22 protein-coding genes are annotated in these 25,628 nt (G+C 74.2%); 3 read left to right on the top strand and 19 right to left on the bottom strand.

What is annotated here, in order from left to right:
* Positions 1-26 precede the first annotated feature (26 nt).
* The 4 genes from MNY62_RS03665 to guaB all read right to left on the bottom strand — a co-directional run bounded on the left by MNY62_RS03665 (position 27) and on the right by guaB (position 6,388).
* Positions 27-1,256, bottom strand: a complete 1,230-nt coding sequence (locus MNY62_RS03665; RefSeq protein ID WP_242342742.1) for a hypothetical protein — start codon at positions 1,254-1,256, stop codon at positions 27-29.
* Complete coding sequence (locus tag MNY62_RS03670) at positions 1,253-3,088, bottom strand: hypothetical protein (RefSeq protein ID WP_242342743.1); 1,836 nt, start codon at positions 3,086-3,088, stop codon at positions 1,253-1,255. Before MNY62_RS03670 ends, MNY62_RS03665 begins: the two co-directional genes overlap by 4 nt.
* A gap of 159 nt (positions 3,089-3,247) precedes the next feature.
* Positions 3,248-4,804 (bottom strand): glutamine-hydrolyzing GMP synthase, encoded by a 1,557-nt coding sequence (gene guaA, locus MNY62_RS03675; protein ID WP_242342744.1) that lies wholly within the window; start codon positions 4,802-4,804, stop codon positions 3,248-3,250.
* A 120-nt stretch (positions 4,805-4,924) separates the two neighbouring features.
* Positions 4,925-6,388 (bottom strand): IMP dehydrogenase, encoded by a 1,464-nt coding sequence (guaB, locus tag MNY62_RS03680; protein ID WP_242342745.1) that lies wholly within the window; start codon positions 6,386-6,388, stop codon positions 4,925-4,927.
* Between the two features lie 235 nt (positions 6,389-6,623).
* Here guaB and MNY62_RS03685 point away from each other — a divergent pair, with 235 nt between their 5' ends.
* Entirely contained in the window at positions 6,624-8,927 is a 2,304-nt protein-coding gene (locus MNY62_RS03685; RefSeq protein ID WP_242342746.1) for a TIGR02266 family protein, read from the top strand.
* A gap of 22 nt (positions 8,928-8,949) precedes the next feature.
* Here the strand turns inward: MNY62_RS03685 and MNY62_RS03690 are convergent, their stop codons facing one another.
* The 8 genes from MNY62_RS03690 to MNY62_RS03725 all read right to left on the bottom strand — a co-directional run bounded on the left by MNY62_RS03690 (position 8,950) and on the right by MNY62_RS03725 (position 16,051).
* Positions 8,950-9,630, bottom strand: coding sequence for a DedA family protein (locus MNY62_RS03690; RefSeq protein WP_242342747.1), 681 nt, complete (start codon positions 9,628-9,630; stop codon positions 8,950-8,952).
* A gap of 165 nt (positions 9,631-9,795) precedes the next feature.
* Positions 9,796-10,254, bottom strand: coding sequence for a cyclic nucleotide-binding domain-containing protein (locus tag MNY62_RS03695; RefSeq protein WP_242342748.1), 459 nt, complete (start codon positions 10,252-10,254; stop codon positions 9,796-9,798).
* Positions 10,251-10,778: a gamma carbonic anhydrase family protein gene (locus MNY62_RS03700; protein WP_242342749.1), complete on the bottom strand. Its 528-nt coding sequence runs from the start codon at positions 10,776-10,778 to the stop codon at positions 10,251-10,253. The genes MNY62_RS03695 and MNY62_RS03700 overlap by 4 nt, the downstream gene beginning before the upstream one ends.
* Positions 10,778-11,170, bottom strand: coding sequence for a VanZ family protein (locus MNY62_RS03705; protein WP_242342750.1), 393 nt, complete (start codon positions 11,168-11,170; stop codon positions 10,778-10,780). The genes MNY62_RS03700 and MNY62_RS03705 overlap by 1 nt, the downstream gene beginning before the upstream one ends.
* Complete coding sequence (miaB, locus tag MNY62_RS03710) at positions 11,167-12,549, bottom strand: tRNA (N6-isopentenyl adenosine(37)-C2)-methylthiotransferase MiaB (protein ID WP_242342751.1); 1,383 nt, start codon at positions 12,547-12,549, stop codon at positions 11,167-11,169. The genes MNY62_RS03705 and miaB overlap by 4 nt, the downstream gene beginning before the upstream one ends.
* A gap of 232 nt (positions 12,550-12,781) precedes the next feature.
* A complete protein-coding gene (locus MNY62_RS03715; protein ID WP_242342752.1) occupies positions 12,782-13,999 on the bottom strand; it encodes an energy transducer TonB family protein in 1,218 nt (405 codons plus the stop codon).
* Positions 13,996-15,399, bottom strand: coding sequence for a VWA domain-containing protein (locus tag MNY62_RS03720; RefSeq protein ID WP_242342753.1), 1,404 nt, complete (start codon positions 15,397-15,399; stop codon positions 13,996-13,998). Before MNY62_RS03720 ends, MNY62_RS03715 begins: the two co-directional genes overlap by 4 nt.
* A gap of 10 nt (positions 15,400-15,409) precedes the next feature.
* Entirely contained in the window at positions 15,410-16,051 is a 642-nt protein-coding gene (locus tag MNY62_RS03725) for a hypothetical protein (RefSeq protein WP_242342754.1), read from the bottom strand.
* A gap of 40 nt (positions 16,052-16,091) precedes the next feature.
* Here MNY62_RS03725 and MNY62_RS03730 point away from each other — a divergent pair, with 40 nt between their 5' ends.
* Positions 16,092-17,369 carry a M48 family metallopeptidase gene (locus MNY62_RS03730; protein WP_242342755.1) on the top strand — a complete coding sequence of 426 codons (1,278 nt, stop codon included), beginning with the start codon at positions 16,092-16,094 and terminating at the stop codon, positions 17,367-17,369.
* Between the two features lie 33 nt (positions 17,370-17,402).
* On the opposite strand, the gene MNY62_RS03735 is transcribed toward MNY62_RS03730, so the two are convergent.
* The 7 genes from MNY62_RS03735 to MNY62_RS03765 form a co-directional block, all read right to left on the bottom strand.
* Positions 17,403-19,199, bottom strand: coding sequence for an AMP-binding protein (locus MNY62_RS03735; protein WP_242342756.1), 1,797 nt, complete (start codon positions 19,197-19,199; stop codon positions 17,403-17,405).
* Between the two features lie 116 nt (positions 19,200-19,315).
* Positions 19,316-20,641 carry a class I SAM-dependent RNA methyltransferase gene (locus MNY62_RS03740; protein ID WP_242342757.1) on the bottom strand — a complete coding sequence of 442 codons (1,326 nt, stop codon included), beginning with the start codon at positions 20,639-20,641 and terminating at the stop codon, positions 19,316-19,318.
* A 69-nt stretch (positions 20,642-20,710) separates the two neighbouring features.
* Positions 20,711-21,070: a TIGR02266 family protein gene (locus tag MNY62_RS03745; RefSeq protein WP_242342758.1), complete on the bottom strand. Its 360-nt coding sequence runs from the start codon at positions 21,068-21,070 to the stop codon at positions 20,711-20,713.
* A gap of 75 nt (positions 21,071-21,145) precedes the next feature.
* Positions 21,146-21,913 carry an SAM hydrolase/SAM-dependent halogenase family protein gene (locus tag MNY62_RS03750; protein WP_242342759.1) on the bottom strand — a complete coding sequence of 256 codons (768 nt, stop codon included), beginning with the start codon at positions 21,911-21,913 and terminating at the stop codon, positions 21,146-21,148.
* Positions 21,914-21,928: 15 nt separating this feature from the next.
* Positions 21,929-22,585 (bottom strand): 3-oxoacid CoA-transferase subunit B, encoded by a 657-nt coding sequence (locus MNY62_RS03755; RefSeq protein WP_242342760.1) that lies wholly within the window; start codon positions 22,583-22,585, stop codon positions 21,929-21,931.
* A gap of 12 nt (positions 22,586-22,597) precedes the next feature.
* Positions 22,598-23,299 carry a CoA transferase subunit A gene (locus MNY62_RS03760; protein ID WP_242342761.1) on the bottom strand — a complete coding sequence of 234 codons (702 nt, stop codon included), beginning with the start codon at positions 23,297-23,299 and terminating at the stop codon, positions 22,598-22,600.
* Positions 23,300-23,311: 12 nt separating this feature from the next.
* Positions 23,312-24,493, bottom strand: coding sequence for a thiolase family protein (locus MNY62_RS03765; RefSeq protein WP_242342762.1), 1,182 nt, complete (start codon positions 24,491-24,493; stop codon positions 23,312-23,314).
* A 144-nt stretch (positions 24,494-24,637) separates the two neighbouring features.
* Here MNY62_RS03765 and MNY62_RS03770 point away from each other — a divergent pair, with 144 nt between their 5' ends.
* Positions 24,638-25,627, top strand: a complete 990-nt coding sequence (locus MNY62_RS03770) for an isoaspartyl peptidase/L-asparaginase family protein (protein WP_242342763.1) — start codon at positions 24,638-24,640, stop codon at positions 25,625-25,627.
* Position 25,628 lies beyond the last annotated feature (1 nt).

Consider the following 25,628-nt stretch of genomic DNA (forward strand, 5'->3'; position numbering starts at 1 on the left):
ACGCGAAACGGGGCCGGGGGGCCCGGTCAGCCGGCGCAGATGAGCTGGATCTGTACGCGATCGCCCTGCTGGAGCCGGCACGCGTTCTGGAACGTGACGGTCGCCGGGCGCCCCGCGAGGGGAGGTGTGTAGACCGCGCCGGCCGTGGCGGCTTCCGCGGTCCCGTCGAGCGCCACCGTGCAGGGGATGGCGGCGAGGCCTGCGCGATCCACCCCGACGGCCAGCATGCGCCAGTCGGCCGGGGTGCCCTCGAGCGGCACGGACTGCGCGACGAGCAGGCCGGCGATGTCCTCGAGGATGCTCTTGAAGCTTGCGTCGCAGATGGAGCCGGTGCGGGTCCGCACCGTCCCGAGCGCGCTCGCGAGCTCGGTGAAGCGCAGCCCGCCGTCGAGCGCCGTCCCGCACGCATTGTTCGCGCAGCCCTCGCACGACGGCTCTCCGCTCGCCGGATCGACGCCGACGATGGACGCGACCACGATCTCCCGGCTCTCCCCTGCGATGGGCGCGTGCAGGAAGTCGACGACGTCGCCGATGGGATCGAGGCTCGAGGCCTTGAAGGCCGGGTTGTGGCAGTCGATGTCGTCGATGGCGAACGGCTCCGCCGTGTCGGAGCAGTCGTCCTCGTCGGAGACGAAGACGACCGCGAGCCGGGCCCCGTCCCGCAGGAACCCTTCGTTCGTGCCGTCGGCGATCCGCTCGGAGAGCGCGAGGCGCGCCGCCCGGAACGGCTGCTCCTTGAACGTGCCGTAGGTGCCTACCCGCACGTTTGCCTTGAAGTCGTCGACGAGCGTGGGCGACGAGGCGGCGAGGATGCGCGCCCCGCCGAAGCCCGTCCCGGCCGTCCAGACGATGTCGCCGGCCACGCCGACGCCGGGTGAGCTCTGGTGGATCGCGATGAGCGCGCCGTCGGGGAAGGGCTTGCCGCTCGCCGGGCCGCCCGTGTACGTCTGTCCGAGCGTGGAGGTCGCGCCGTAGTCCTCGACCGACGTGGTGGTGACGCCGATCTGGAACTCGTTCGCGACGGGCGCGGCGACGAGCGCGTCGATGAACGCGTAGAGGTTGTCGCGCAGGTTCGCCTGCTCCGCGTCCATCGAGATCGAGTCGTCGATGACGAAGAGGATGTCCGTCTTCACCGCGGCGGGGACGACCTGCGTCGACTCGCAGCGGGTCACCGCGCCGGACGGCACCTGCTCGCAGGCGGCGAGCGCGAGCGCGCCCGCCGCGAGGAGTGATCCGGCGCGGACCGCGCGGCTCACGGCTGGCACTCCGGCGCCGTGGAGCCGGGCGCGCAGCACACGCAGGTGCCGCGGCCGGTGCCCGGAGGCGTGTAGCAGCCCCAGTCCTCCACCCGGCCCCCGAGCGCCTGCTGGCACTCGGTGCGCGTCGTGCAGCCGCCCGGCGGGTTCAGCGCGATGTAGTCGGCGGAGTACGTCTCGCCCGGATCCGCCTCGCAGTTGCCGGTGGCGTGGTTGATGTAGATGAACTTCGAGACCTCGACCGCGTCCCCCGGGTCGGCGGTCGCCGTGAACCACCAGTCGCAGCGCACGGCGGCGCCGGTCGCGTCCTTGCAGAGGGGCTGATCCACCGCCGCCGCGAAGGTCGTGCCGGCCGGGGCGGGGCCGTTGCAGGTCTTCCTCGGCTGGCCGTTCGTCTTGGCGATGCGGAGGAGCGAGATCTGGCCCTCCGCGGGCTCGGTCTGGAGCTGCAGCCCGACGGGCGGCTTCACGATGTCGGCGAGCTCGTCGAGGAGCGAGCCGAAGTCCGGATCGCAGACCGATCCCGTGATCACGTCGGCTCCCTTGGCGCGAAGCGCGTTGGCGGCCGCGAGGAGCCGGTTGCCGGGGGCCTGGCCGCCGCAGTTGTCCGTGCCCTGGATGCAGACGCCGGCGTGGTTGGGGCAGTCGGTCTGGCAGCAGAGCCCGGCGGTGCACGTGTCGCCCGAGCAGGAGGTCTGGGCGGCCGGGAAGATGAACGCGGCGCCGAGCGGCCGGCCCAGGCCCGCGAAGTAGTCCACGATCTCGTTGACCGGGAACTGCTTCTTCTTCGTGGGATCCGTGGACTCGTAGTCGCGCACGCAGGCGTCCGCGCCGGTCGGATCCGCGCGCATGACGATGCCCGCGCTGGGGTCGTCCGGGGACGAGCAGTCGTCCTCGTCGCCGACGAACACGAGCACGAGCTTGGAGTCCTTGCGCGGCCACTCGGCCGTGGCCGAGGCGGTGCGGGTCGAGGGGGCCCACGACGCCTGGCCGGAGATCGTGTACGTGTCCTTCTGCCGTCCGGCGAGCGCCTTCTGCAGCGCGAGCCGCCCCGCCTGGAGCGCCTGCTCCTGGCCCGAGCCGCAGGTGCCGACGATGACGTTGCCGCCGACGGACGCGCTCCCGACGAACCAGTCGATGAGCTGCTGGCGGGTGAAGCCCTGGCGGTTCTTCTGCGTCGCCCCGTAGAGCTCCTTGTCGAAGTGCAGGACGCGCGGGTTGGCGGCCGAGGCCTTGTCGTCCCACGACACGAAGTCGCCCTGCGGGTACGCGGCGCCGTCCACGGCGAGGCCGACCGGGCTCCCCTGGCTCGTGCAGAACGCGAAGTCGTAGGTGTGCTCGATCTGCCCGCAGCCCGCCGCGCCGTTCCCGCCGAGCTGATCGGCGAGGACGTTCGTCTCGCGGCTGCACTTCACCGCCTGGCCGTCCTTCCCGAGCATCGGGGCGCCCGCGGAGTTGACACACGTCCCCGACTGGCACGTGTACGTGAAGGAGCTCGCGTACTCGGGGTTCCAGTACACCGACGTCGTGGTGACGGCGATGTGGAAGTCGATCGGCGAGCGCCCGGCCGCCGCGCGCTCGGCGTTGAACCGGTCGAGGTTGTCGACGAACCGCGTGAAGTTCGCGGCGAGCTTCGCCTGCTCGGCCGCCATCGATCCCGAGTCGTCGACGACGAACAGGATGTCCGCGGACGAGAGGTCCGAGAGCGTGACCCGCTGGTTGCCCGGCTGGACCAGGCAGTGGCCGACGGGGTTGAAGTTGTAGTCCTGGCACCCGGCCGCCGCGAGCATTGCCAGCGGGGCGAGCGCGCGGACCGCGGACGATCGCGCCATCGTTGAAGCCTCCGATCCGCCGGGATGATAGCCCTCCGCCGCCAGCCGGCAAACTAAGGAAGCGAGCGACGCGGGCCTACACCGGCGACTTCGTGCGCGCACGGGGCCACCTCGCCGGCTCGAGCGCCCGGCCGCGTCACGCCGCGCCGCGGCGGCGCGCTACTCCCACTCGATCGTGGCCGGAGGCTTCGAGGAGATGTCGTACACGACGCGGTTGATGCCGCGGACCTCGTTGATGATGCGCGAGGACATGCGCCCGAGGAGGTCGTATGGGAGCCGCGCCCAGTCGCCGGTCATGCCGTCGGTGGACTCGATCGCCCTGATGGCGCAGGTGAACTCGTAGGTGCGCTCGTCGCCCATGACGCCGACGCTGCGCACCGGGAGGAGCACCGCGAACGCCTGCCAGAGCTTCTCGTAGAGCCCGGCCGCGCGGACCTCCTCCTGGACGATCGTGTCCGCCCTGCGGAGCACGGCGAGCCGCTCCTCGGTGACCTCGCCGAGCACCCGGATGGCGAGCCCCGGGCCCGGGAACGGCTGGCGCTGGACGATGTGCTGCGGCAGGCCGAGCTCGATCCCGAGCCGGCGCACCTCGTCCTTGAAGAGCTCGCGCAGGGGCTCGACGAGCCCGAGCTTCATCACCTCGGGGAGCCCGCCGACGTTGTGGTGGCTCTTGATGGTCGCGGACGGCCCCTTGAACGAGACCGACTCGATGACGTCCGGGTAGAGCGTTCCCTGGACGAGGAACTGGGCGCGCTCGCCGTGCGCGGCGAGCTCCTCGACCTGCTCCTCGAACACCGCGATGAACTCGCGGCCGATGATCTTGCGCTTCTGCTCGGGGTCGGTGACGCCGGCGAGCTTCGCGAGGAAGCGCGCGGAGGCGTCCACGGTCACGAGCGGCAGGTGGAACATCCGCCCGAAGACCTCCTCGACCTGCGCGCGCTCGCCCTCGCGGAGCACGCCGTTGTCGACGAAGATGCAGCGGAGCCGGTCGCCGATGGCGCGGTGGACGAGGAGCGCCGCGACGGCGGAGTCCACCCCGCCCGAGAGGGCGCAGATGACGTGCCCGTCCTTCACCTGGGCGCGGATCTGCTCGACCGCGATCTCCGCGTAGGCCCGCATCGACCAGCTTCCGGAGCAGCCGCACACGCGGTAGGCGAAGTTCCGGAGGATGTCCTTGCCGAGCGGCGTGTGGACCACCTCGGGGTGGAACTGCACGCCGAAGAAGCGCCGGCGGCGGTCCTCGACGGCGGCGAACGGCGCCGAGGTCGTCGCCGCGATGGGCTCGAACCCGGGCGGCAGCGCCTCGACCCGATCGCCGTGGCTCATCCAGACGTCGAGCTTGCGGGGGAGCCCCTCGAACAGCTCCGCGCCCTCGCGGGTCTCGATGGTGGCGGGGCCGAACTCGCGGTGCGCGGCCTTGTCCACGCGCCCGCCGAGCTCGTGGGCGAGGAGCTGCAGGCCGTAGCAGATCCCGAGGACCGGGACGCCGAGCTCGAACACCAGCCGGTCGGCGCGCGGGCTCCCCTCGGCGAGCACCGACATCGGCCCGCCGGAGAGGACGACGCCCCGCGGCGCGAACGCGCGCATCGCCTCGGGCTTCATGGTGCACGGGTGGATCTCGCAGTAGACGCCGAGCTCGCGCAGCCGCCGCGCGATGAGCTGCGTGTACTGCGACCCGAAGTCGAGGATGAGGATCTTCTCTGCGTGGATGTCCAACGCGGCCTCCGGCGCCGATGTACGAAGCGCTCGCCCGTCGAAGCCTGTCGAGTGGGCGAGCGGAACCGCCGCGCTGCGCCGGCTCGTGGTCGACAGGCTCGCCACGAGCGAGGGGGCGGATCAGTCCGCCCGGTAGTTCGGCGCTTCCTTCTCGATGATGACGTCGTGCACGTGGCTCTCGCGCAGGCCGGAGGCGGAGATGCGCACGAAGCGCGGCTTCACGCGCAGCTCCGGGATCGCCTTGCAGCCGAGGTAGCCCATGCCGCTGCGCAGGCCGCCGACGAGCTGGAAGAGCGTCATCTCGACGGTGCCCTTGTACGGCACGCGCCCCTCGATGCCCTCCGGCACGAGCTTGTCCGCGTCCGAGACCTCGGCCTGGAAGTAGCGATCCTTCGAGCCCTGCTTCATCGCGCCGAGCGAGCCCATGCCCCGGTACGACTTGTAGCTGCGGCCCTGGTACAGGATCACCTCGCCGGGCGCCTCCTCGGTGCCGGCGAGCAGCGACCCGATCATCACGCTCGACGCGCCCGCCGCGATCGCCTTCACGAGGTCGCCCGAGAACTTCACGCCCCCGTCGGAGATGACCGGCACGCCGTACTTCTCGGCGGCGCGCGTGCAGTCGTCGACGGCGGTGATCTGGGGGACGCCCACGCCGGAGACGACGCGCGTCGTGCAGATGGAGCCGGGGCCGACGCCGACCTTCACCGCGTCGACGCCCGCCTTGCAGAGCGCCTCGGCGGCGTCGCCGGTCGCGACGTTCCCCGCGACGAGCTCGACGTTCTTGAAGGTCGCCTTGGTCGCCCGCACCGCCTCGAGGACGTCCCGGTGCGCGCCGTGGGCGGTGTCGATGGCGATGACGTCCACGCCCGCCTTGAGGAGCGCCTGGATCCGCTGCTCCCGATCGGCGCCGACGCCCACCGCGGCGCCGCAGAGCAGCCGTCCGAGCTTGTCCTTGGCGGCGTTCGGGTGCTTCTGGACCTTCTCGATGTCCTTGATGGTGACGAGGCCGCGCAGCTCGAACGCCTCGTTCACCACGAGGAGCTTCTCGATCCGGTGCCGGTGGAGCAGCTCCTTCGCCTCCTCGATCGTCACGCCCTCGCGCGCGGTGACGAGGTCCTTCGTCATCACCTGCTCGACCCGCTGCTCGAGGTTCTTCTCGAAGCGGAGGTCGCGGTTCGTGAGGATGCCGACGAGCCGGCCCTTCTGGACGACGGGGATGCCGCTGATCCCGTTCTCGCGCATGAGCGCCACGGCGCGGTGGATGGGCGCCTCGGGCTCGATGGTGATGGGGTCCCCCACCACCGCCGACTCGTACTTCTTGACCTTGTGGACCTCGGCTGCCTGCTGCTCGACCGTCAGGTTCTTGTGGACGAAGCCGAGCCCGCCCACCGAGGCCATGGCGATGGCCATCCGCGCCTCGGTGACCGTGTCCATCGCGGCCGAGACGATCGGGATGTTGAGCTGGAGGTTGCGGGTGAAGCGCGTCGACGTCTCGACCGACTTCGGGAGGACGTCGGATTCCGCTGGGAGGAGCAGGACGTCGTCGAACGTCAGCGCGAGGCGGAGGTCGTCGCGGTTGAGCATGGGGACGTATAATCGAGCGCACTCGGACCGGTCAAGACGCCCGCGCCGCCTCCGGATCTTCCGGCGCCGGAGCGCGCGCCGGGGCCCTCGGCGCGCAGGGCCGGGCCCGGCGACGGAGGCCCTCGCCGCCAGCGGTTCCGGAGTGCGCGGCGGCCCACACGCGCCGCGCGGACGCCCTGCCGCGCGGTGAACGCACGCTTGCCCGCCCGTCCGCCGCGAGGGGATAATCCGCGCGGTGGAGGGGCCACACGACAAGCGCGGCGGGGGACGGAGGCCGGTGGGCCTCGCCGTCCGGCTCTCCTACGGCACCCTCGACGAGCTCGTGGAGCGCTTCGCGGTGAACATCTCCCGCGGCGGCGTGTTCATCCGCACGCGCGATCCGAAGCCGGTCGGCACGCTGCTCGTCCTCGAGCTCAGGCTCTCCGGGGGCGAGGCGGCCATCCGTGGCGAGGGCGTCGTGCGCTGGATCCAGGCGGAGGATCCGACCGCGCATCCGCGGCGCGCGCCGGGCATGGGCGTGCAGTTCACGAAGCTCGACGACGCCTCGCGCGCGCTCGTCGAGCGGATGGTGGAGCTGAAGGAGCGCCGCGGCGTCGCGCCCGGCGTGGTCGCCCCGGCGCCGATCGCGGACCGGCCGGACGGGACCCCCGCCCCGACGCGTGCGCCCAGCGCGGCGATCCCCGCGCCGCCCCGCGCGGCCGCGACGCCCACGCCCGCTCCCGCCTTCCCCTCGCCCGCCCAGGCGGACCTCGCCGCGCCCCACCGCGCCGAACAGCTCCTGGCCGGCCCCGCGCGGCTCGACCTCGGCCTCCCCGCCTCGCCGCGGCCGGTCGCGCGCCCCTCGCGCGCGATCATCGGGATCGATCTCGGGACCTCCAACTCGTGCGCGGCGATCGTGAAGGACGGGCGGCCGTACGTGATCCCCTCGCGCGAGGGACACAACACCGTCCCGTCGATCGTCGGGCTCAACGCGCGCCACCGGATCGTCGTCGGTCACCTCGCGAAGGCGCAGCTCCTCACGAACCCCAAGGCGACCGTCTCGGGGGCGAAGCGGCTCATCGGGCGCGCCTACGACACGCCGCTCGTGCAGGAGATCCGCGCGAAGTACCCCTACGCGATCGTCCCCGGCGAGGACGGCGCCGCGGCGGTCCGGCTCGGGCCCGAGACCGTCTCGCTCGAGCAGATCTCCGCGCTCGTGCTGGGCGAGGTCCGCGACGTCGCGCAGAACCACCTCCGCGAGGAGGTCAACCGCGCGGTGATCACCGTGCCCGCCTACTACAACGAGCGGCAGCGCGCCGCCGTTCGCGAGGCGGCGGCGCTGGCGGGGCTGCGGGTCGAGCGGATCCTGAACGAGCCGACCGCCGCCGCGCTCGCGTACGCCTACGGCCGCCACCTGAACCAGCGCGTCCTCGTCTACGACCTCGGCGGCGGCACCTTCGACGCCTCCGTGCTCGAGCTGTCCGACAACGTCTACGAGGTCGTCTCGACCGGCGGCGACACGTTCCTCGGCGGGGTGGACTTCGACGGCCAGATCGTCGACCGGCTCCTCGCGATCTGGGAGGAGCGGACCGGCGTGCCCTTCCCGGATGACCGCGTGGCGCTCTCCCGCCTCGTCGACGCCGCCGAGCGCGCCAAGTGCGCGCTCTCCGAGCGCGCCGAGTTCCCGGTGAGCCTGCCCTACCTCGCCCTGCGCGACGGGGCGCCCATCGCGCTCGAGGCCGTGCTCACGCGCGAAGAGATCGTCGCGCTCGTCGAGCCGCTCGTCGATCGGACCCTGGACGTGTGCCGGGAGGTGCTCCTCGCGAAGGGGCTCGGGACGAAGGACATCGACGAGGTGCTGCTCGTCGGCGGGCAGTCGCGGATGCCGCTCGTGCACCAGAAGGTGGCGGCGTTCTTCGGCCGGCCGCCGTCGCACGCGGTCCACCCCGACGAGGCCGTCGCGCTCGGCGCGGCGCTCCTCGCCCACTCGCTCGGCAGCGCAGAGGGGGTCGTCCTCATCGACGTGCTGCCGATGTCCATCGGCATCGGGCTCCCCGGCGGGCGCGTGAAGACCATCATCGAGCGGAACACGCCGCTGCCCGCCCGCAAGCAGTACGGGCTCACCACGACGCGCGACGGGCAGACCGAGTTCGAGCTCGCCGTGTTCCAGGGCGAGAGCGGCGCCGCGTCGGAGTGCGAGTACCTGGGCACGCTCCGGCTCGGCGGGCTCCCGCCCGGCCCGCGCGGCATGGTCAAGATCGCGGTCGGCTTCGAGCTCGGGGCGGAGTGCCTGCTCACCGTCACCGCTCGCGAGCTCAACACCGGTCGCGAGGTGCAGGCGGTGATGTCGGCGCGCGAAGGGGCCGAGGCGGCACGGCGCAAGCTCGAGCAGGGCGGCGGCGCGGACGCGGCGCGGGCGCAGACCGGGAACTTCCCGGCGCCCGGCCCTGGGGACGTGGCCGCGGACGCGGGGGCGGGCGGAGCCGCGGTGTCGAACGGCGGCCGCGCGCTCGGCGGCCTCTTCCGCAAGCTCTTCGGCCGGCGCCCGGAAGCGCGCTGAGCCTCGCGTCCGGTCGGGTCCGCTACTCCCGCTCCGCCTCGGACGCCAGGGCGGGCGGGGCAGCGCGACGCCCTTGCGCCCACCGGAAGGCGAAGGCGAGGAGCACGACGGCGACGCCGAGCAGGATGTAGTTCGAGAACCGCCCGGCGACGCGGGTCGCCGCGTGGAGGTCGGAGCCGAACCAGAAGCCGACGCACACCCACAGCGGCGCGGAGACGAGGGCGGCGACGCCGTCGAAGAGCAGGAACTCCCAGTACGGCATGCGGGCGTGGCCGACGGTGAAGAAGGTCGGCGCGCGCAGGCCGGGCAGGAAGCGCGCGAACATCACCACCACGTTGCCGCGCGTCCGGACCTTCCGCTCGACGAGCTGGAGCTTCTCCGGCGTGATGATCCGGCGGAGCGGGCGGAAGTCGGCGATGTGCGTCCCGAACCTTCGCCCCGCGAAGAAGATCACCGAGTCGCCGGCCAGGATCCCGGCGAGGCCCATCGCGATCATCGTGAGGAGCCCCTCGTCGTGGAGCATCCCGGACAAGGTCGCGTGGGTCAGGTCGGACGCGAGCCAGGCGAGGGCGCCGGCGGACACGAGGACCACGTCCTCCGGCATCGGCAGGCCGAACCCGCAGAGGAGCAGCATGAGGAAGACGACGCCGTAGCCGACGTGGAGGGAGTGGCCTCCCAGGATGGCGACCAGGCGTTCGAGCATGCGGCCTTCGTTCTCCTCGAATTACCTCGAAACCGGGCGCGGCGTCACGCGCTCAGAGCGCCGTTCGTGTCTCGATGTCTCGACGCCCCCCCGGACGAGAACGACGGGCGGGTCGCGCCGCTTCCCGCCCGCCCGCACGGAGGGGGGGCAGGGAGGCGAGCGTCCCTAGATCGCGCGACGTGCGGCGAGCTCCCGGAGGGCGTCCCGGTTCTCGGCGACCTTCTCGGCGAGATCGCCGGCGATGGCGAGCGCGAGCTTGAGGCAGGCCTGCGGCTTCTGGGGCTGGAGGCGCACGAAGTCGCGCTGCGTGATCTCCACGACCTCGCAGGCGGTCGCGGCCACCGCCGAGACGAGGCGGACGCTCCGGCCGAGCAGCGCGAGCTCACCGAGGTGCTCGCCCGCGCCGACCACGGCGAGCTCCTTCTCCCCCTCGGTCGTGCGCCGCGAGATGCGGACGGTGCCCGACTTCACGATGAAGAGCGACTCGCCCACCATGTTCTCGGCGAACAGCGGCGTGCCCGCCGGGATGGCCTTCTCGAGCGCGATGCCGGCGAAGATCCTGAGCCCGGTCTCGGTGAACTCCCTGAAGAGCGCCGCGCGCTTCAGGGCATCGAAGGCGGTCATCCCCCACCCCCCTCGCCGCGGTACCGCGCGGCGTATCCCGCGTACCGCTCCGCGGACGTCCGGAGGAATGCGCGCTCCTCGGGCGTGAGCTCGCGCCGGGGCTTCGCCGGGGAGCCCAGCACCAGGGTGCCGGGCGGCACGATCGTCCCGGGCGCCACGAGCGCTCCGGCGCCGACCATGGCGTCCGGCCCCACCACCGCCCCGTCCATGACGATCGCGCCGATCCCGACGAGGCAGCGATCGCGGATGGTGCAGCCGTGCAGCACGGCACGGTGACCCACCGTCACGTCGTCGCCGATGACCGTGGGGTGCGTCCCGGAGGTGACGTGGACGACGGTGAGGTCCTGGAGGTTCGTGCGCGCGCCGACGCGGACGTGATTCACGTCGCCGCGCACGACGGTACCGAACCAGATCGACGAGCCCTCGCCGATCTCGACGTCCCCCACCACGACCGCGTTCTCGGCCACGAACACGGATCCGTGCAGGCGGGGCGCCCGCCCGGCGTAGGGCGCGATGAGGGGCATCAGCGGCGAATGCTAGCCCGCGCACCTACACGCCGCAAGATGAGCGCCATCGCCGCCGCGCCCGCGGCGGCGCCGAGCGCGTCGGAGGCGAGGTCGGCGGGATCCGACGAGCGGTTCGGCACGAACGACTGGTGCCACTCGTCGGTGGCCCCGTACGCGGTCCCCACCGCGATGGTGAGACCGAGCGCCCTCCAGGGCCGGAGCCGCCAGCCGCCGAGCGCCCCGCACACGAGCGCGCCGAGCACCGCGTACGCGCCGGCGTGCAGGAGCTTGTCGTGATCGAAGAGGCTGCGCGGCAGCGCGGGGAACGGGTTCGACTGGGAGGACGCCCAGAAGATGAGCGCGGCCCAGGCGACCGCCCCCGCGGCGAGGAGCGCCGTGCGCGCGGTCACGCGAGCGTACCGGAGAGCGAGCTGCCGCCGGCGCGCGTGATGCGCGCGCGGACCAGCGCGCCGGTCGGCGCGGCCGCCTCGTCGGCGGCGAGGTGGACGACGGAGTTCTCCGGCGTGCGCCCGAGCCGCTCGCCCGGCTCGTCGGAGGCCCCCTCGACGAGGACCTCGACCACCTTCCCGAGCGCGGCCGCGAGCGCCTCGCCGGCGATGCGCCGCTGCGCGGCCTGGAGCCGCTCGAGCCGCTCGACCGCCACCGCGCGCGGCACCTCCTGCCACTCGGGCCCCGAGCCGAGGCGCAGGTTCGCGACCGTCTTCGGGCGCGGGCTGAACAGGAAGCTGAAGCTCTGCTCGAAGCGCGCGCGCTCGAGAAGCGCGAGCGAGCCCTCGAAGTCCGCGTCGCTCTCGCCGGGGAAGCCGACGATGAAGTCGGTGGTGACGGCGATGCCGGGGCGGGCTGCGCGCAGGCGATCGAAGCGGTCGAGGTACTCCGCGACGGTGTAGTCGCGGCGCATGCGGGCGAGGACCGGATCCGAGCCGGACTGCACCGGCAGGTGGAAGTGCGGCATCACCTTGGGCTCGTCGCGGAACACCTCGACGAGCGCGTCGGAGAGGTCGTGCGGGTGGCTCGTGGTGAAGCGGATCCGCGCGATCCCCGGCAGGGCCGCGACGCGGCGGAGGAGCTCCGCGAACGTGCAGCCGCCCGCGTACGAGTTCACGTTCTGGCCGATGAGCGTCACCTCGCGCACGCCCACCTCGGCGAGCGCCGCGCACTCGGCGACGATCTCCGGGAACGCGCGCGACACCTCGCGGCCCCGGGTGTGCGGGACGATGCAGAACGCGCAGACGTTGTCGCAGCCCTTCATCGCCGTGACGAACGCCGTCGGGCGGCCGCGCGCGGCCTCGGGGTCCGCCTGCGGAAAGACGTAGTCGTGCGAGTCCATCCAGCCGGTCTCGGCGAACCGCTCGCGCTCCGCCCGGGCGACCATCTCCGGCAGCTTGCCGATGTTGTCCGGCCCGAAGACGAAGTCCACGTACGGAACGCGCGCGAGGAGCCGGTCCTTCTCCTGCTGCGCGACGCAGCCGGACACCGCGATGAGCGCACCGCGCCGCGCCTTCACCTCGCGGTAGCGCCCGAGCGCGGAGAGGAGCTTCTGCTCCGCCTTCTCGCGCACCGCGCAGGTGTTGAGGAGGATGAGGTCGGCGTCCTCCGCGGTCTCGGCGCGCGCGAACGCGTGGCGGCCGAGGAGCTCGACCATCCGGTCCGAGTCCGACGCGTTCATCTGGCAGCCGAAGGTGTGGACGTACACCTTGCGGGGGGCGGCCGGACGGTCGCCGGGCGCGGAGGGGGCCTTCCGGGAGAGCGAGACGAGGTCGGGCACGCGGGGCGGAAACTAAGGAAGACGGGGGCGCGGAGTCAACCGCAGGCCAAGGCGGAGACCAGTTGATCTGGATCGCTACTGCGGCGCACGCTGGCTGGCTGCGCCGGGCAGACTCCTCCCTGCGCTGCTCGACGGGCCTTCCAGGCCCGCCTGCGCTGCTCGGCCTTCGTGTGCCCGGCTCGCCGACGCCATCGCGCGCCTCGTGACGCGCCCAGATCAACCGGGCTCCGCGCTACCCCGCGCCGCGCACCGCGACGAGCTCGATGCGGCTCTTCGCCGAGCGCTTCAGCGGGTAGACGAGCCCTTTCGGCTTGAAGTTCGCATCGAACGCCACGCCCGCGACCGGGAGCGGTGGGATGACCGAGAGCTCGGTCACGAACGCCCACTCCGTCGTCGTGCCCGCGAGCCGGCGCGAGAGGGTGCGGCCGAAGAGCCTCCGCGCCCGCTCGAGCGCGAGGCGGTCGTGGGCCGGGTTCCCGCTCGACGCCACGACGCGGGCATCCGTGACGACGCCGCCCTCGTCCTCGACCACGGCGACCACCGTGACGAGCCCCTTCGACCAGGCCTGCGCGAGCCCCTTGCCGCCGGTCGCGGCGAGCGCGTCGCTCCCGGCGGCGAGCGCCTCGCGGTCGCGGCTCCCCTCCGCGGCGGCGTGCACCGCGGCGTCCTTTCCCGGCGCGACGCGACCGGGGGCGTCCGGCGCGTTCGCGAAGGGTCGTCCGGTGCGGCCGTAGGCCTCCGCGGCGCCGAGGTAGGCGCTCGCGGTGTCCGCGAGGAGGTCGCCCACCCCCTGCCCGCCCCCGCGCAGCACGCCGAAGTCCGGGGCGAACCCGCCGGCGAGCGCGTCGCGGAGGTCCATCCACGAGGCGTCCGGGTAGCGCGCGAGGTCGCGCGCGCGCATCTCGGCGAGCATGCCGTCCACGCGCCGCTTCGCGCGCGCCGCCGGCGCCTCCTCGGCTCCGTCGCCGCGGGAGAAGAGCGACGCGGGCGGCGAGACCGCGAGCGCGTCCCGCCCGCCCGACCGGCGCTCCCCTCCGAGCCCCTGCGCGTCGAACCAGCCCTGCGCCGCCGACGCGGCCCCGGGCGGGAGCTCGCCCTGCGGCGCGATCCGGGCGCCCCGCTCGCGCGGCCCCGCCCCCCGGCTCGGCGCGATCGTCGCCGCCGGGGGCCGCGCGCGCTGCTCCGGACCCGGGCGGGCGCCCTCGCCTGCCCGCCGGGCGTCGCGCTCTGCCTGCCCGCGCCCGGGCGGTCCGGCGGTCTCTCCGCCGGGCTCGACCTCCACGAGCGAGACGGTGATGGGCCCGGGCGGTGGCGGTGCGGAGGGTCCGGGGCGAAGCGCGGCGAGGAGCGCAGCGTGGAGCGCCGCGGACAGGCCGACCGCGAGGAGGAGCCAGCGCCGCTCGCGCGCGCGCGCCTCGCGCGATCCCCGCTCCGGGCCGCCCACGCTCACCCGCCGCCCCCCGGCACGAGCGCGTCGGCGATCTCCTCGAGCTCCTCGAGCGAGCCGAGGGTCGCGACGCGGCTGCAGCGGGGCGCGTAGAGCGGCATCTCGCTGTCCCCCATGCCCCACGCAAGGCGCGGCTCCGGGCAGATCCAGAGCAGGCGCCGCGCGCGCCGCCGGAGCTCGTCGAGGACCCACGCCTCGGGCGCGTTGTAGTTGTTCCGGCCGTCGCCGATGACGATCACGGTGGTGCGCCGGGTGACCGCCCCGCGGAAGTCCTCGTGGAACACCTTCAGCGCGCGGCCGTAGTTGGAGTTCGCCGAGAGGCTCACCGCGCGCGCGGCGACCGCGAGCTGCGCCGCGCGGGTCGGGTCCTTCTCGGCGCGCAGCCGGTCCGTCACCTCGGCGAGGTCGGACACGAACACGAACGTCCGCACGCGCGTGAAGAGGCTCTGGAGCGTGTAGAGGAAGAGCAGCATGAGCCGGGTGACGTGCCGGACCGACTCGGAGACGTCGCAGAGCACGACGACGTCCGGCCGCTCCGGCCGCCGGTGGCGGAACACGAGCCGGGCGGGCACGCCGCCGAGCCCGAGGTTCCGCCGGAGCGTCCTGCGCACCGCGAGCGCACCGCGCCGCCGCGAGCGCTCGCGCCGCACGAGCCGCGCGCGCAGCCGCTCGGCGAGCCGCCGCACCGCGACCTCCATCCGCGCCGCCTCCGCGGGCGTGACCGGGGCGAGCCCGCCCTCCAGCGGGTCCCGGCGCAGCGTGCGCGCCCGCCCCTCGAGCTCCGCCCAGCGCCGGGCCGCCTCCTCCACCTTCCGGAGCGCTCCCTCGAGCGAGCCGGTCACGAGCTCGCGCGCACCGGCCTCGAGGCCACGCTCCCGCAACGCCCGCTCGATCGCGGCCGCGTCGTCCTGGAGCGCGTTTCCCCCGGCCGCGGCGAGGAGCCGCCGCGCCTGGAACCCGGTCGCACCGGCGCTCGCGAACGCCCCGAAGTCGACCTGCAGCGCCGCGCCACGCAGGAGCCGCGCGAGCAGCGCCGGATCGCCGCCCAGCGCGGCGCGCGCGAGCGGGCTCATGCCGCGGAGGAGCTCCTCCATCGTCCGCGCGACGAGCTCGAGGTCGTCGCCCTCGAGCAGCCCCTGCGCGTCGAGCTCGCCCACGACGCCGCGCTCGAGCCCCTCGAGGACGCGCCCGAGCGCCGAGAAGTAGAGGTCGAACAGCCCGTCGAAGACCGGCACGTCGCGGGAGCGCTTCACGAGGGTCGCGCGGAGCGCCGCGCGGAAGCTCCCGCGGTCCGACGCGCCCACGAGCGCCGCGGCCTCGACGGCGTCGGCGACCTCGGCGGGCGAGACCCGCACCCCGTTCGTGCGGAGGAGCCCCGCGAACTCGGCGACGCGTGCGTGCACGCGCGGGATCCTAACCGGAGCCGGCTTGCCCGTCGCCGGGTCCCGCCGGGGCGCGCGGCAGACGCGGCAGCCGGGGCGGTCGCGCCCCGCGGCGCACCGCGCCGTCCACGGCCACGTAGGCGAGCTCCTCGCCCGCGCGCACGGCCCGCAGCAGGAGGCCGCCGCGGCTCATGTCGCCGCGGCCGACGAAGTCCTGCGGGAAGAGCAGGCGGCGGCCGAGGATGGCGAGGAGCGGCTCGACGTACTTGGGGCTCGCGATGCTGCCGAGGAGCACCACCTGGCCCTCCGCCCCGAGCCGCTCGCCGAGGAGCCGTGCGTCGCGCTCGAGCGCGCCCCGGAAGCGCGCGTCGGCGGCGTCCACCGGGACCGCCGCGAACGCGCGCAGGTCGCCCGCCCGGATCGTGGCGTCCACCGGGACGAGGCCCGCCCCCGGGGCGATGACGAGCGCGCCCGGGGCGCCCCGCGGCGGTCGCCCGAAAGCGCGCGCGTAGGCGAGCTTGCCCCGGAAGTAGAGGCCGCTCGCGAACGCGAAGACCTCCCCGAGGGGCGCGCCCTCGCCCTGGACCGCCTGCGCGAGCGCGAAGCGGGCGCGCGGAGAGAGGACGAGCGCCATGCGCTCGCCCCCGCTGTTCGCGGGGGAGAGGAGGAACACGCGGTGCGCCGCCCGCGCGTCCGGGGTATCACCTCCTCCGATGAGCTCGTGGGTCCTGCCCGTCTTCCTCGGCGTCTTCGCCATCCAGTACGCGGTCGAGACCGGCCTCCTCCTGCTCAACCTGCGCCACGTCGCCCGCGCGCGCGGGGTGCCGCTCCTCCTCTCCGGTCGCGTGGACGACGCGACGGCCGAGCGGAGCCGCGCCTACACGCTCGCGAACGGCCGCTTCGCGCTCGCCGAGGGGGCGTTCTTCACCGCGCTCACGCTCGCGGTCCTGCTCTCCGGCGTGCTCCCCGCGCTCGACGCCGCGCTGGCGGCGCGCGGGCTCGACGGCGCCCATCGGTTCGTCGTCTTCCTCGTGGCGCTGAGCCTCGGGTTCTCCGTCGCCGGGCTCCCCTTCGCGCTCTTCCACACCTTCGTGCTCGAGGCGCGCTTCGGCTTCAACCGCACGACGCCGCGGCTCTGGCTGCTCGACCGGCTGAAGGCGCTCCTCCTCCAGGTGGCGCTCGGCGTTCCCCTCCTCTACGCGACGTACGGGTTCATGCGCTTCACCGGCGGGCTCTGGTGGGTCTGGCTCTTCGCCTTCTACGTGGCGGTCCAGCTCGTCCTCCTGTGGCTCTACCCCTCCGTCATCGCCCCCATCTTCAACCGCTTCCAGCCGCTGCCGGAGGGGCCGCTCCGCGCGCGGGTCGAGGCGCTCGCCCGGGCGGCGGGGTTCGCGCACCGCGGCCTGTACGTGATGGACGCGTCGCGGCGCTCGGGCCACTCGAACGCCTACTTCACCGGGATCTTCCGGCCGCGGATCGTGCTGTTCGACACGCTCGTCGAGAAGATGAGCGTGGACGAGGCGGCGAGCGTGCTCGCCCACGAGATCGGCCACTACCGCGCGCGGCACGTGCAGCGCCGGCTCGCGCTCTCCGCGGCGGGAACGCTCGCGGTGCTGTTCGCGCTCTCGCGCCTCGTGCCCTGGCCGCCGCTCTACGCAGCGTTCGGCTTCGCGGGCCCGAGCCTGCACGCCGCCCTGGCGCTCGTCTCGCTCGGCGGCGGCGCGTTCGTGTTCTGGCTCTCGCCGCTCGCCGCGCGCCTCTCCCGCAGGCACGAGTACGAGGCCGATCGCTACGCGGTGCGCCTCGCCGGCGCGCCCGAGGCGCTCGAGACGGCGCTCGTCCGCCTCAACGGAGAGAACCTGTCGAACCTCCACCCGCACCCCTGGTACAGCGCCTGGCACTACAGCCACCCGGTGCTCGTGGAGCGGCTCGCCGCGATCGAGCGGGCCGCCGCGGCGGAGCGGCAGGCGTCCGCGCCGACGGCGGGGTGAGGCCCGAGGCGATCGCGAACCACGAACCGTCGTTCAGGCGCTCCCCTGCGGCGCCGTGTAGAGGTCCGTCAAGGTCGAGCCGAGGAACGCGACGAGCGCGTCCCGCTTCAGCTTGAGCGTGGGCGTGATGAGCGCCGGGTGATCCTGCGGCGAGCCCGGGATCACGAGGAGCCGCTTCGGCTTCTCGTAGTCGCTGAACGCGCCGAGCGCGGCGCGGGCGCGGGGGAGCAGCTCCTGCGCGGCGTCCTTCCCCGCCGCCGCGATCCGGGCGATCTCCTCCGCGGCGACGAACACCGCGGCGGACACGAAGGGCCGGCCCTCGCCGAGCAGCATCGCCGCCTGGAACGGCGAGGCCGACGCGATGGCCAGCTCGATGGGCTCGGGGGCGACCTTCTTCCCGGTCGAGAGCACCATGAGATCCTTCTTGCGCCCCTCGATGCGGAGCAGCCCCTCCGCGTCCATCCGGCCGATGTCGCCGGTGCGGAAGAAGCCGTCCTCGGTGTACGCGCCCTCCTCGTCCTCGCGCTCGAGGTAGCCGGTGAGGAGGAGCGGCCCCTTGAGGAGCAGCTCGCCGTCCGGCGTGAAGCGCAGGTCGTGGTCCGGCGTGACGATGCCGGCGCTGCCCGCGCGGCGGCCGCCCGAGAACAGGTTCGAGGAGATGAGCCCGGCCGTCTCGCTCATGCCGTAGAGCTCGACGAACGGCATCCCGAGCGCCTCGAAGAAGCGGAACAGCGCAGGCGCCGCGGGCGCACCCCCGGAGAAGAGGCCGCGCACGTTTCCGCCGAGCCTCGCGCGCACCGCCTTGCCCACGAGCCGGTCCGCGAGCCGCGTGAGGACCCGGTCCCTCGTCGAGCGCGAGCCGTCCAGCCGGACCCGCGCGGCGGCCGCGAGGGAGGCGCTCGCGAGCGCGCGCAGCGGCCCGGGGAGGCCCGCGAGCTTCGCCTCGACGGCGCCGCGGATCCGCTCGTACACGAGCGGCACGGAGAAGAGGTAGGTCGGCCCGAGCGCGAGGCCGCGCTCCATGTCCTCGCGGCGCGAGAGCATGATGAGGCCGTGCGTCTCCGCCAGCGCGAGGGCGAACTGGTCGTGCCCGGCGACGTGCGCGAACGGGAGGAAGTGGAGCCCCACGTCTTCGGGCGTCCGGCCGACGGCGACGTGGCCGCCCTCGATGGCGTGCACGATCGCGCGCTGCGGCAGGCGGACGCCCTTCGGCCGGCCGGTGGTGCCGCTCGTGAAGAGGAGGAGGAACGGATCCTCCTCGCCCGCGGCGCGGGCGAGCGCCTCGAGCGCGTCGAGGTCGAGCCCCGCGCCCGAGAACACCTCGGCGACGGTGGTGGTCTGGACGCCGGCCGGCACCGAGGCCGGGGCGAGCGGCTCGGCCGAGACGATCGTCACGAGCCCCGCGGCGGCGAGCTCCGCCGCGATGGGGGCGAGCTTCGCCCACTGCGCCGCCGACCCGACGAACGCGACGCGCGGCCGGACGCGCCGCGTGATCCCCTGCACCGGCTCCGCCGCGAGGCTGGCGAAGAGCGTGGCCGGCTCGGCGCGGAGGGCCTGCGCGCCGAGGGCGAGCATCTGCCACTCGGGCGAGTTCTCGGCGAGGATGAGGACGCGGGCGCCCGGGCCGACGCCCGCCGAGCGGAGGAACGCCACGGCGCGGCCCGCGCCGGCGGCGAAGTCGCCGAAGGTGAGGACGCGCGGCGGCGCGGCGGGGTGCTCGGGCTCCAGGTACCGGATGAAGGCCTTGCCAGGCACGCGCCGCGCCGCGGACACCATGAGCCGCGGCAAGGTCCGCTCCGGGAACCGCTCGATCGAAAGTCTTCGGTCCATGCTCTCGCCGCCTCCCCCGCCGTACGGGTGGGGAGCGTGGCGTGGGACTGTCATGGAGTTGTCACCGCCTGCGCGCAAGCGCCCGTCGCGACGGGGCCCCCGCCAGCGCCGGAGCCTCACGGGGCCGCGGTGAGGAGCGCGACCGCCTCGACGTGGTGCGTCTGCGGGAACATGTCCACGGGCTGCACCGCCCCGACCCGGTAGCCCGCCTCGACGCAGGCGCGAAGATCGCGCGCGAACGTGGCGGGATCGCAGGAGACGTAGACGGCGCGGGGCAGCCCGAGCTCGCGGAGCGCCGGGCCGATCCCCTTCGCCCCCTCGCGCGGCGGATCGAGGAGCACCGCCCCGAACCGGCGCGCGGAGGCGCCCGTCTCGCGCGCGAAGGCGAGCGCGAGCTTGAGCGCGTCGCCCGCGAAGAACCGGACGTTGCCGGCGCCGCCGAGGTCGGCGCGGGCGAGATCGAGCGCCGGCCCCTGGACCTCCACCGCCGCGACCGCGCGGGCGCGCGCGGCGAGCGGTCCGGTGAAGTTTCCCGCCCCGCAGTGCAGCTCGAGCACGTCCAGGCCGTCGGGCGCGAGGAGGTCGAGCGCGGCGCGCACGAGGAGCGCGTTCGCGCCGCGGTTCGCCTGCTGGAAGACGTCGGGCCGGGAGCGCTGCAACCCCGCGGCGGCGTCGCCGGGGACGCGGGCGTGGCGCAGCACGGGATCGCCGACCACCGCCGGCGGGCCGCCCTCCGCCTGGAGGACCACGCCGGCGAGCTCCGGCACCGCGGCGAGGAGCGCCTCGGCGCGCGCGCGCACCGCGGGCGAGAGCGCGGGGAGGAGGAGCCACGCCGCCCCGCGGTCCTCGTGGGCGGACCACTCGAGCGCGACCTCGCGCGCCGCGAGGCCCGCGCGGGCGAGCGCCGGTCCGACCGCCTCGCGGAGCGCGTCGAGCCGCGCGTCGAGCAGGTGGCACTCGCGGAGGCGCACCGGCGCGTGCGAGCGCCGCCGGAAGTACACGAGCCGGCCGCTGGCGCGGTCGAGGTGGAACTTCGCGCGCGCGCGGTAGCGGAGCGGCGACGGCGAGCCCAGGATCGGGCGCGCCTCGTACGCGCCCGGCTCGAGCCGCGCGATGCGCCGGAGCGCCTCGGCGACGGTCCGCGCCTTGGTGGCGAGCTGGGCGGCGTAGGAGACGTGCAGCCACTCGCAGCCGCCGCATTCCGGATCGGCGGTCGACGCCGCGTCGCCCGGCCCGAAGTGCACGCACGGCGGCGGCACACGGACGGCGCCGGGGGCCTCGAGCGAGACCAGCGTCCCGTGCGCCGTCCCCTCACCGGCGGGGACCTCGACGACGACGCGATCGCCGGGCGCGGTCCACGGCACGAACACCGTCCGCGCGCCGGAGCGCCCCACCCCCTCGCCCCCGGAGGCCAGGTCCTCGATCGTCAGTTCCGTTCGCACGGCCGGAGAGTTAGCGCGTACCGCGGCAGGTGTCACCGCGTCGTTCGCGAGGGCGCGAGCGACGCGGTCTCACGCCTCTTCGAGCTGGTGCCGGAGCCGGTTCACGAACGCCTCGAGGTCGCGCCGCTTGGAGTCGTCGAGATCGGTGAACTCGACGCCCATGCCCGGCACGAGGTTCACGCGGTTGTCGAACTCGGTGACCCGCGCGACGCGGCCCGTCAGCTGGTAGGGAAACGAGGCGCCGGGGAGCTGGATGAGGATCTTCACCCCCGTCCCGACCGGCAGCGGGCTGCGGGTGTTGATGAAGAGCCCGCCCTGGCTGATGTTCGTGGCCCAGTCGGTGAGGAAGCTGCCGACGCTGCGGTACGCCACCGGGATCTCGTGGTGGAGGCGCGCGGTCTTGCGCTTGTTCTCCGGCGGGCGTTGCATGCCGAAACTGTAGCACAGCGATCGGGCCGGCCAAGGACGCTGCGTGCGCCTCCCCGTGACCCCCGCCCAGAGCTCTCAAGCGAGGACGAGCTCCACGGGAACCCCGCGCGTGCCGAGCCGCGCCGCCGCGCTCCCCTCGCGCACCGCGAGCTCGACGCGCCCGCCGCTCCCCACGTAGGCGACGAGCTCGCCGGGCGCGCCGTCACCGAAGGTGCGCACGAAGCGCACCCGTTCACCCCCGGCGCGCGCCTCCGCGATCACGGCGCCCGCGAGGTCCGCCTCGCGCACCGAGGTGACGAGGTTCCCGAACGGATCCGCGACGAGCGTCACCCCGACGAGCGCGCCCCCACGCCGCTCCGCCCCCGGCCAGGCGAGCCGCACCGGGTCCTCCACGGAGGGGCCGAGCCGCTCCGCCGCGCCGCCGGCGAGGAACGCCGCGGCGGGGGCGAAGAGGTCCCGCCCGTGGAAGGTCGCGCTGCGCGGCGCCGGCACCGCCGTGCCCGGGGCGATCTCGAACGCGCGCGCGCCCGCGCCGAGGAACGGCGTGAGGAGCCCGTTGTCGGGGCCGACGAGGCGGCGCCCGGCGGGATCGACGACGCACAGCGCGCGCCGCGCCGTCCCGACGCCGGGATCGACCACGGCGAGGTGGATCGCCTCCCGCGGGAACCAGGGCGCGCACGCCTCGAGGAGGAGCGCGCCCGCCAGCACGTCGAAGGCGGGCACCTCGTGCGAGACGTCCACGAGCCGCGCCTCGGGGTGCGCGCCGAGCAGCACCGCCTTCAGCTGCGCCGGGTAGCCGGACCCGGCGCCGAAGTCGGTGAGGAGCGTGAAGAGCGGGCCCACGGAGCGCGTCGACGGTCAGACCCGCATCGTCCGCACGTCCGGGGCGACGATGAGCTTCGGCTCGGTGAGCCGCTGGACCGAGTCGACGGTCTCGCCGGGCGCGAGCTCGCGGAGCACGAGCCCATCCTGAGTGACGTCGATCCAGGCGCGGTCGGAGCAGATGGCGGAGACGCAGCGGCGGCCCGTGAGAGGCAGCGCGCACTGCCGCAGGACCTTGGGCCGCCCGTCCTTCGTCGCGTGGTCCATCATGACGACGACGCGGCGCGCGCCGGCGACGAGGTCCATCCCGCCGCCCATCCCCTTCACCATCTTGCCGGGCACGAGCCAGTTGGCGAGATCGCCGTGCTCCGACACCTCGAGCGCGCCGAGGATGGCGAGGTCGACGTGGCCGCCACGGATCATCGCGAACGACTCGGCCGAGGAGAAGAACGACGCGCCGGGGAGGACGGTCACGGTCTCCTTGCCGGCGTTGATGAGGTCGGGATCCTCCTCGCCCTCGTAGGGATACGGGCCGACGCCGAGGATGCCGTTCTCCGACTGGAGCACGACCTCCACGCCAGGCGGCACGTAGTTCGAGACGAGCGTCGGCATCCCGATGCCGAGGTTCACGTAGAAGCCGTCGCGCAGCTCCTGGGCGACGCGGCCGGCGATCTGCTCGCGGGTGAGCGGCATGTTCGGTCCTCCTCAGGCCGGCCGCGGACGGACCGTCCGCCGCTCGATCCACTTCTCGTACCGCTCGCCCTTCACGATGCGCTTCACGTAGATGCTCGGCGTGTGGACCGAGTCCGGATCGATCTCGCCCGGCTGCACCACGTGCTCGACCTCCGCGATCGTGACCTTCGCCGCGCTGGCCATCATCGGGCCGAACTGGCGCGTCGTCTTCCGGTAGAGGAGGTTGCCCCAGGTGTCGGCCTTCCACGCGTACACGAGCGCGAAGTCGGCCCTGAGCGGGCGCTCGAGGAGGTACTCGCGCCCGTCGATGACGCGCGTCTCCTTGCCCTCGGCGACCTGCGTCCCGACGCCGGTCGCGGTGTAGAAGCCGCCGATGCCGGCGCCGCCCGCGCGGATCCGCTCGGCGAGCGTGCCCTGGGGCACGAGCTCGACCTCGAGCTCGCCGGAGAGGTACTGCCGCTCGAACTCCTTGTTCTCCCCGACGTACGACGAGACCATCTTCCGGATCTGGCGCGCCTTGAGCAGGATGCCCAGGCCCTGGTCCGTCGTGCCGCAGTTGTTCGAGACGACGGTGAGGTCCTTCACGCCCTTGCGGTGCAGCGCGGCGATGAGGTTCTCCGGGTTCCCGCACAGGCCGAAGCCGCCGACCATGAGGGTCGCGCCGTCCCGGATGTCCGCCACCGCCGCGTCGGCCGACTCGACGAGCTTGTTCATGGGGGGGCTCCCTCAGCGCTCGACCACGAGCGCGACCGCCTCGCCGCCGCCGATGCAGAGCGACGCGAGCCCGCGCTTCTTTCCGAGGTCCTTCATCGCGTGGACGAGCGTCACGAGGATGCGCGCCCCCGAGGCGCCGATGGGGTGACCGAGCGCCACCGCTCCGCCGCGCACGTTGACGTTCTTCCCGTCGAGGTCGAGGAGGCGGTTGTTCGCGATCGACACCACCGCGAACGCCTCGTTGATCTCCCACAGGTCGATGTCCTTCGTCGCGAGCTTCGCCTTCTCCAGCGTGAGCTTCACCGCGTCCGCGGGGGCGATCGTGAACTCGACCGGCGCACGGGCGGCCCCGCCCCAGGCGCGGAGCCGGGCGAGCACCGTGCGGCCCTCGCGCGCCGCGCGCTCGGCGCTCATGAGCACGACCGCGGCGCCGCCGTCGTTGATCGACGACGAGTTCGCGGCGGTGACGCTGCCGTCCTTCTTGAAGACCGGCCGGAGGCCCGGGATCTTGTCGGGCCTCGCGTTCTTGGGACCGTCGTCGTCGGCGACGAGCGTCTTCTCGCCCCGCTTCGCCTCGACCTCCACCGGGACGATCTCGGCCTTGAAGGCGCCGCTGCGCCACGCCTCGATCGCGCGGCGGGTGGACTCGAGCGCGAACTCGTCCTGCGCGGCGCGCGAGATGCCCTGCGTCGTCGCGCAGGCCTCCGCGCACATCCCCATGTGCTGCTGGTTGTACACGTCCCACAGGCCGTCGTGGACCATCCCGTCCACGAGCTCGACGTTGCCCATCCGCGCGCCGGTGCGCGCGGCGCGGTCGTAGTACGGGACGTTCGACATCGACTCCATCCCGCCCGCGACCACCACGTCGGCGTCGCCGAGCGCGATCGCCTGCGCGCCCGAGATGACCGCCTTGAGCCCGGAGCCGCAGACCTTGTTGAGCGTCCAGCAGGGCGTCTTGTCAGGAAGGCCGGCGAGGAGCGCCGCCTGCCGCGCGGGCGCCTGGCCCACGCCCGCCTGGAGGACGTTCCCCATCACGACCTCGTCCACCGCCGAGGGCTCGACGCCCGCGCGCTCGAGCGCCGCCCGGATGGCGGTCGCCCCGAGTCGCGGGGCGGTGACGCTCGCGAGCGAGCCGAGGAACGAGCCGATGGGCGTACGCGCCGCCCCCACGATGACCACTTCGCGTCCGGGCATGATGACCTCTCGTCGTCGGGAGCTCCGGAGGGACCTCCGGGCGCCCGGGAACATAGGATGCGCCGATCCGGCGCGCCAACCGAAGCTTCCCCGCGCGGCGGGCTTGCCCGCGGGCGGAGCTCTCTCTAACCTCCCCGCCCCGACATGCACCCCGCCGCCACGCCCGCCATCATCGTCCACGGCGGAGCCGGAAACCTCGGTTCCGATGACCCAGCCTCATCCGGGGGCGCCGATGCCCCGCGCCTCGAGGGCGTCCGCCGGGCCTGCGAGGCCGGCCATGCGGTGCTCCGCGCCGGCGGGAGCGCGCTCGACGCGGTGGAGACCGCGGTGCGGGTGCTCGAGGACGACCCCACCTACAACGCCGGCACCGGCGCGACGCTCACCGCCGCCGGCGACGTCGAGCTCGACGCGTCGATCATGGACGGCGAGACGCTCCGCTGCGGCGCGGTGGCGGTCGTGAAGGACGTGAGGAACCCGGTGACCCTCGCGCGCGCCGTCATGGAGTGGTCGCACCACGTGCTGCTCGCCGGTCCGGGGGCGTCCGCCTTCGCGCGCGAGGTGGGGATCCCGGCGTACGAGAACGCGCTGCTCGTGACCCCCCGCCAGCGCGCGCGCTGGGAGGCGGCGCGAGCGGCGGAGGCCGGCATCGCGTTGCGAGCGCAGGCGCAGCCGGGTGAGGCTGCGCCGGAGCGAACGGGGGGTCCGGAGGGGCTTCATCCGCCCGGGAAGAAGTTCGGCACGGTCGGCGCGGTCGCGCGCGACGTCCGCGGCCACCTCGCCGCGGCGACCTCCACGGGCGGCATGCAGCTCAAGCTGCCCGGGCGAGTCGGCGACACCCCGCTCATCGGCTGCGGCACCTACGCCGACGACCTCCTCGGCGCCGTGTCGTGCACCGGCCACGGGGAGCGGATCATCCAGCTCACGCTCGCGCGCCACGTCGCGGATCTGGTCGGCCGCGGGGTGCCGCCCCCCGAGGCGGCTCGCCAGGGGATCGCCGCGCTCGGGAGCCGGGTGAAGGGCGAGGGAGGCTTGATCGTCCTCGGGCCGCGCGGCGAGGCGAGCTTCGCGCACAACACGCCGGTGATGGCGCGGGCGTGGACGCGCGAGGACGGGACGATCGTCGCGCAGCTATGAG

This window comes from Anaeromyxobacter terrae (genome assembly GCF_022690685.1).
In the GTDB taxonomy this organism is placed as follows: domain Bacteria; phylum Myxococcota; class Myxococcia; order Myxococcales; family Anaeromyxobacteraceae; genus Anaeromyxobacter; species Anaeromyxobacter terrae.

Bases quoted from the DNA above. Each gene is read 5' to 3' on its own strand.
- MNY62_RS03700 (WP_242342749.1), bottom strand. From the start codon at position 10,778: ATGCCCCTCATCGCGCCCTACGCCGGGCGGGCGCCCCGCCTGCACGGA.
- MNY62_RS03730 (WP_242342755.1), top strand. From the start codon at position 16,092: ATGAGCTCGTGGGTCCTGCCCGTCTTCCTCGGCGTCTTCGCCATCCAG.
- MNY62_RS03670 (WP_242342743.1), bottom strand. From the start codon at position 3,088: ATGGCGCGATCGTCCGCGGTCCGCGCGCTCGCCCCGCTGGCAATGCTC.
- MNY62_RS03690 (WP_242342747.1), bottom strand. From the start codon at position 9,630: ATGCTCGAACGCCTGGTCGCCATCCTGGGAGGCCACTCCCTCCACGTC.
- MNY62_RS03695 (WP_242342748.1), bottom strand. From the start codon at position 10,254: ATGACCGCCTTCGATGCCCTGAAGCGCGCGGCGCTCTTCAGGGAGTTC.
- MNY62_RS03745 (WP_242342758.1), bottom strand. From the start codon at position 21,070: ATGCAACGCCCGCCGGAGAACAAGCGCAAGACCGCGCGCCTCCACCAC.
- MNY62_RS03760 (WP_242342761.1), bottom strand. From the start codon at position 23,299: ATGAACAAGCTCGTCGAGTCGGCCGACGCGGCGGTGGCGGACATCCGG.
- MNY62_RS03765 (WP_242342762.1), bottom strand. From the start codon at position 24,493: ATGCCCGGACGCGAAGTGGTCATCGTGGGGGCGGCGCGTACGCCCATC.
- MNY62_RS03770 (WP_242342763.1), top strand. From the start codon at position 24,638: ATGCACCCCGCCGCCACGCCCGCCATCATCGTCCACGGCGGAGCCGGA.
- guaB (WP_242342745.1), bottom strand. From the start codon at position 6,388: ATGCTCAACCGCGACGACCTCCGCCTCGCGCTGACGTTCGACGACGTC.
- MNY62_RS03755 (WP_242342760.1), bottom strand. From the start codon at position 22,585: ATGCCGCTCACCCGCGAGCAGATCGCCGGCCGCGTCGCCCAGGAGCTG.
- MNY62_RS03735 (WP_242342756.1), bottom strand. From the start codon at position 19,199: ATGGACCGAAGACTTTCGATCGAGCGGTTCCCGGAGCGGACCTTGCCG.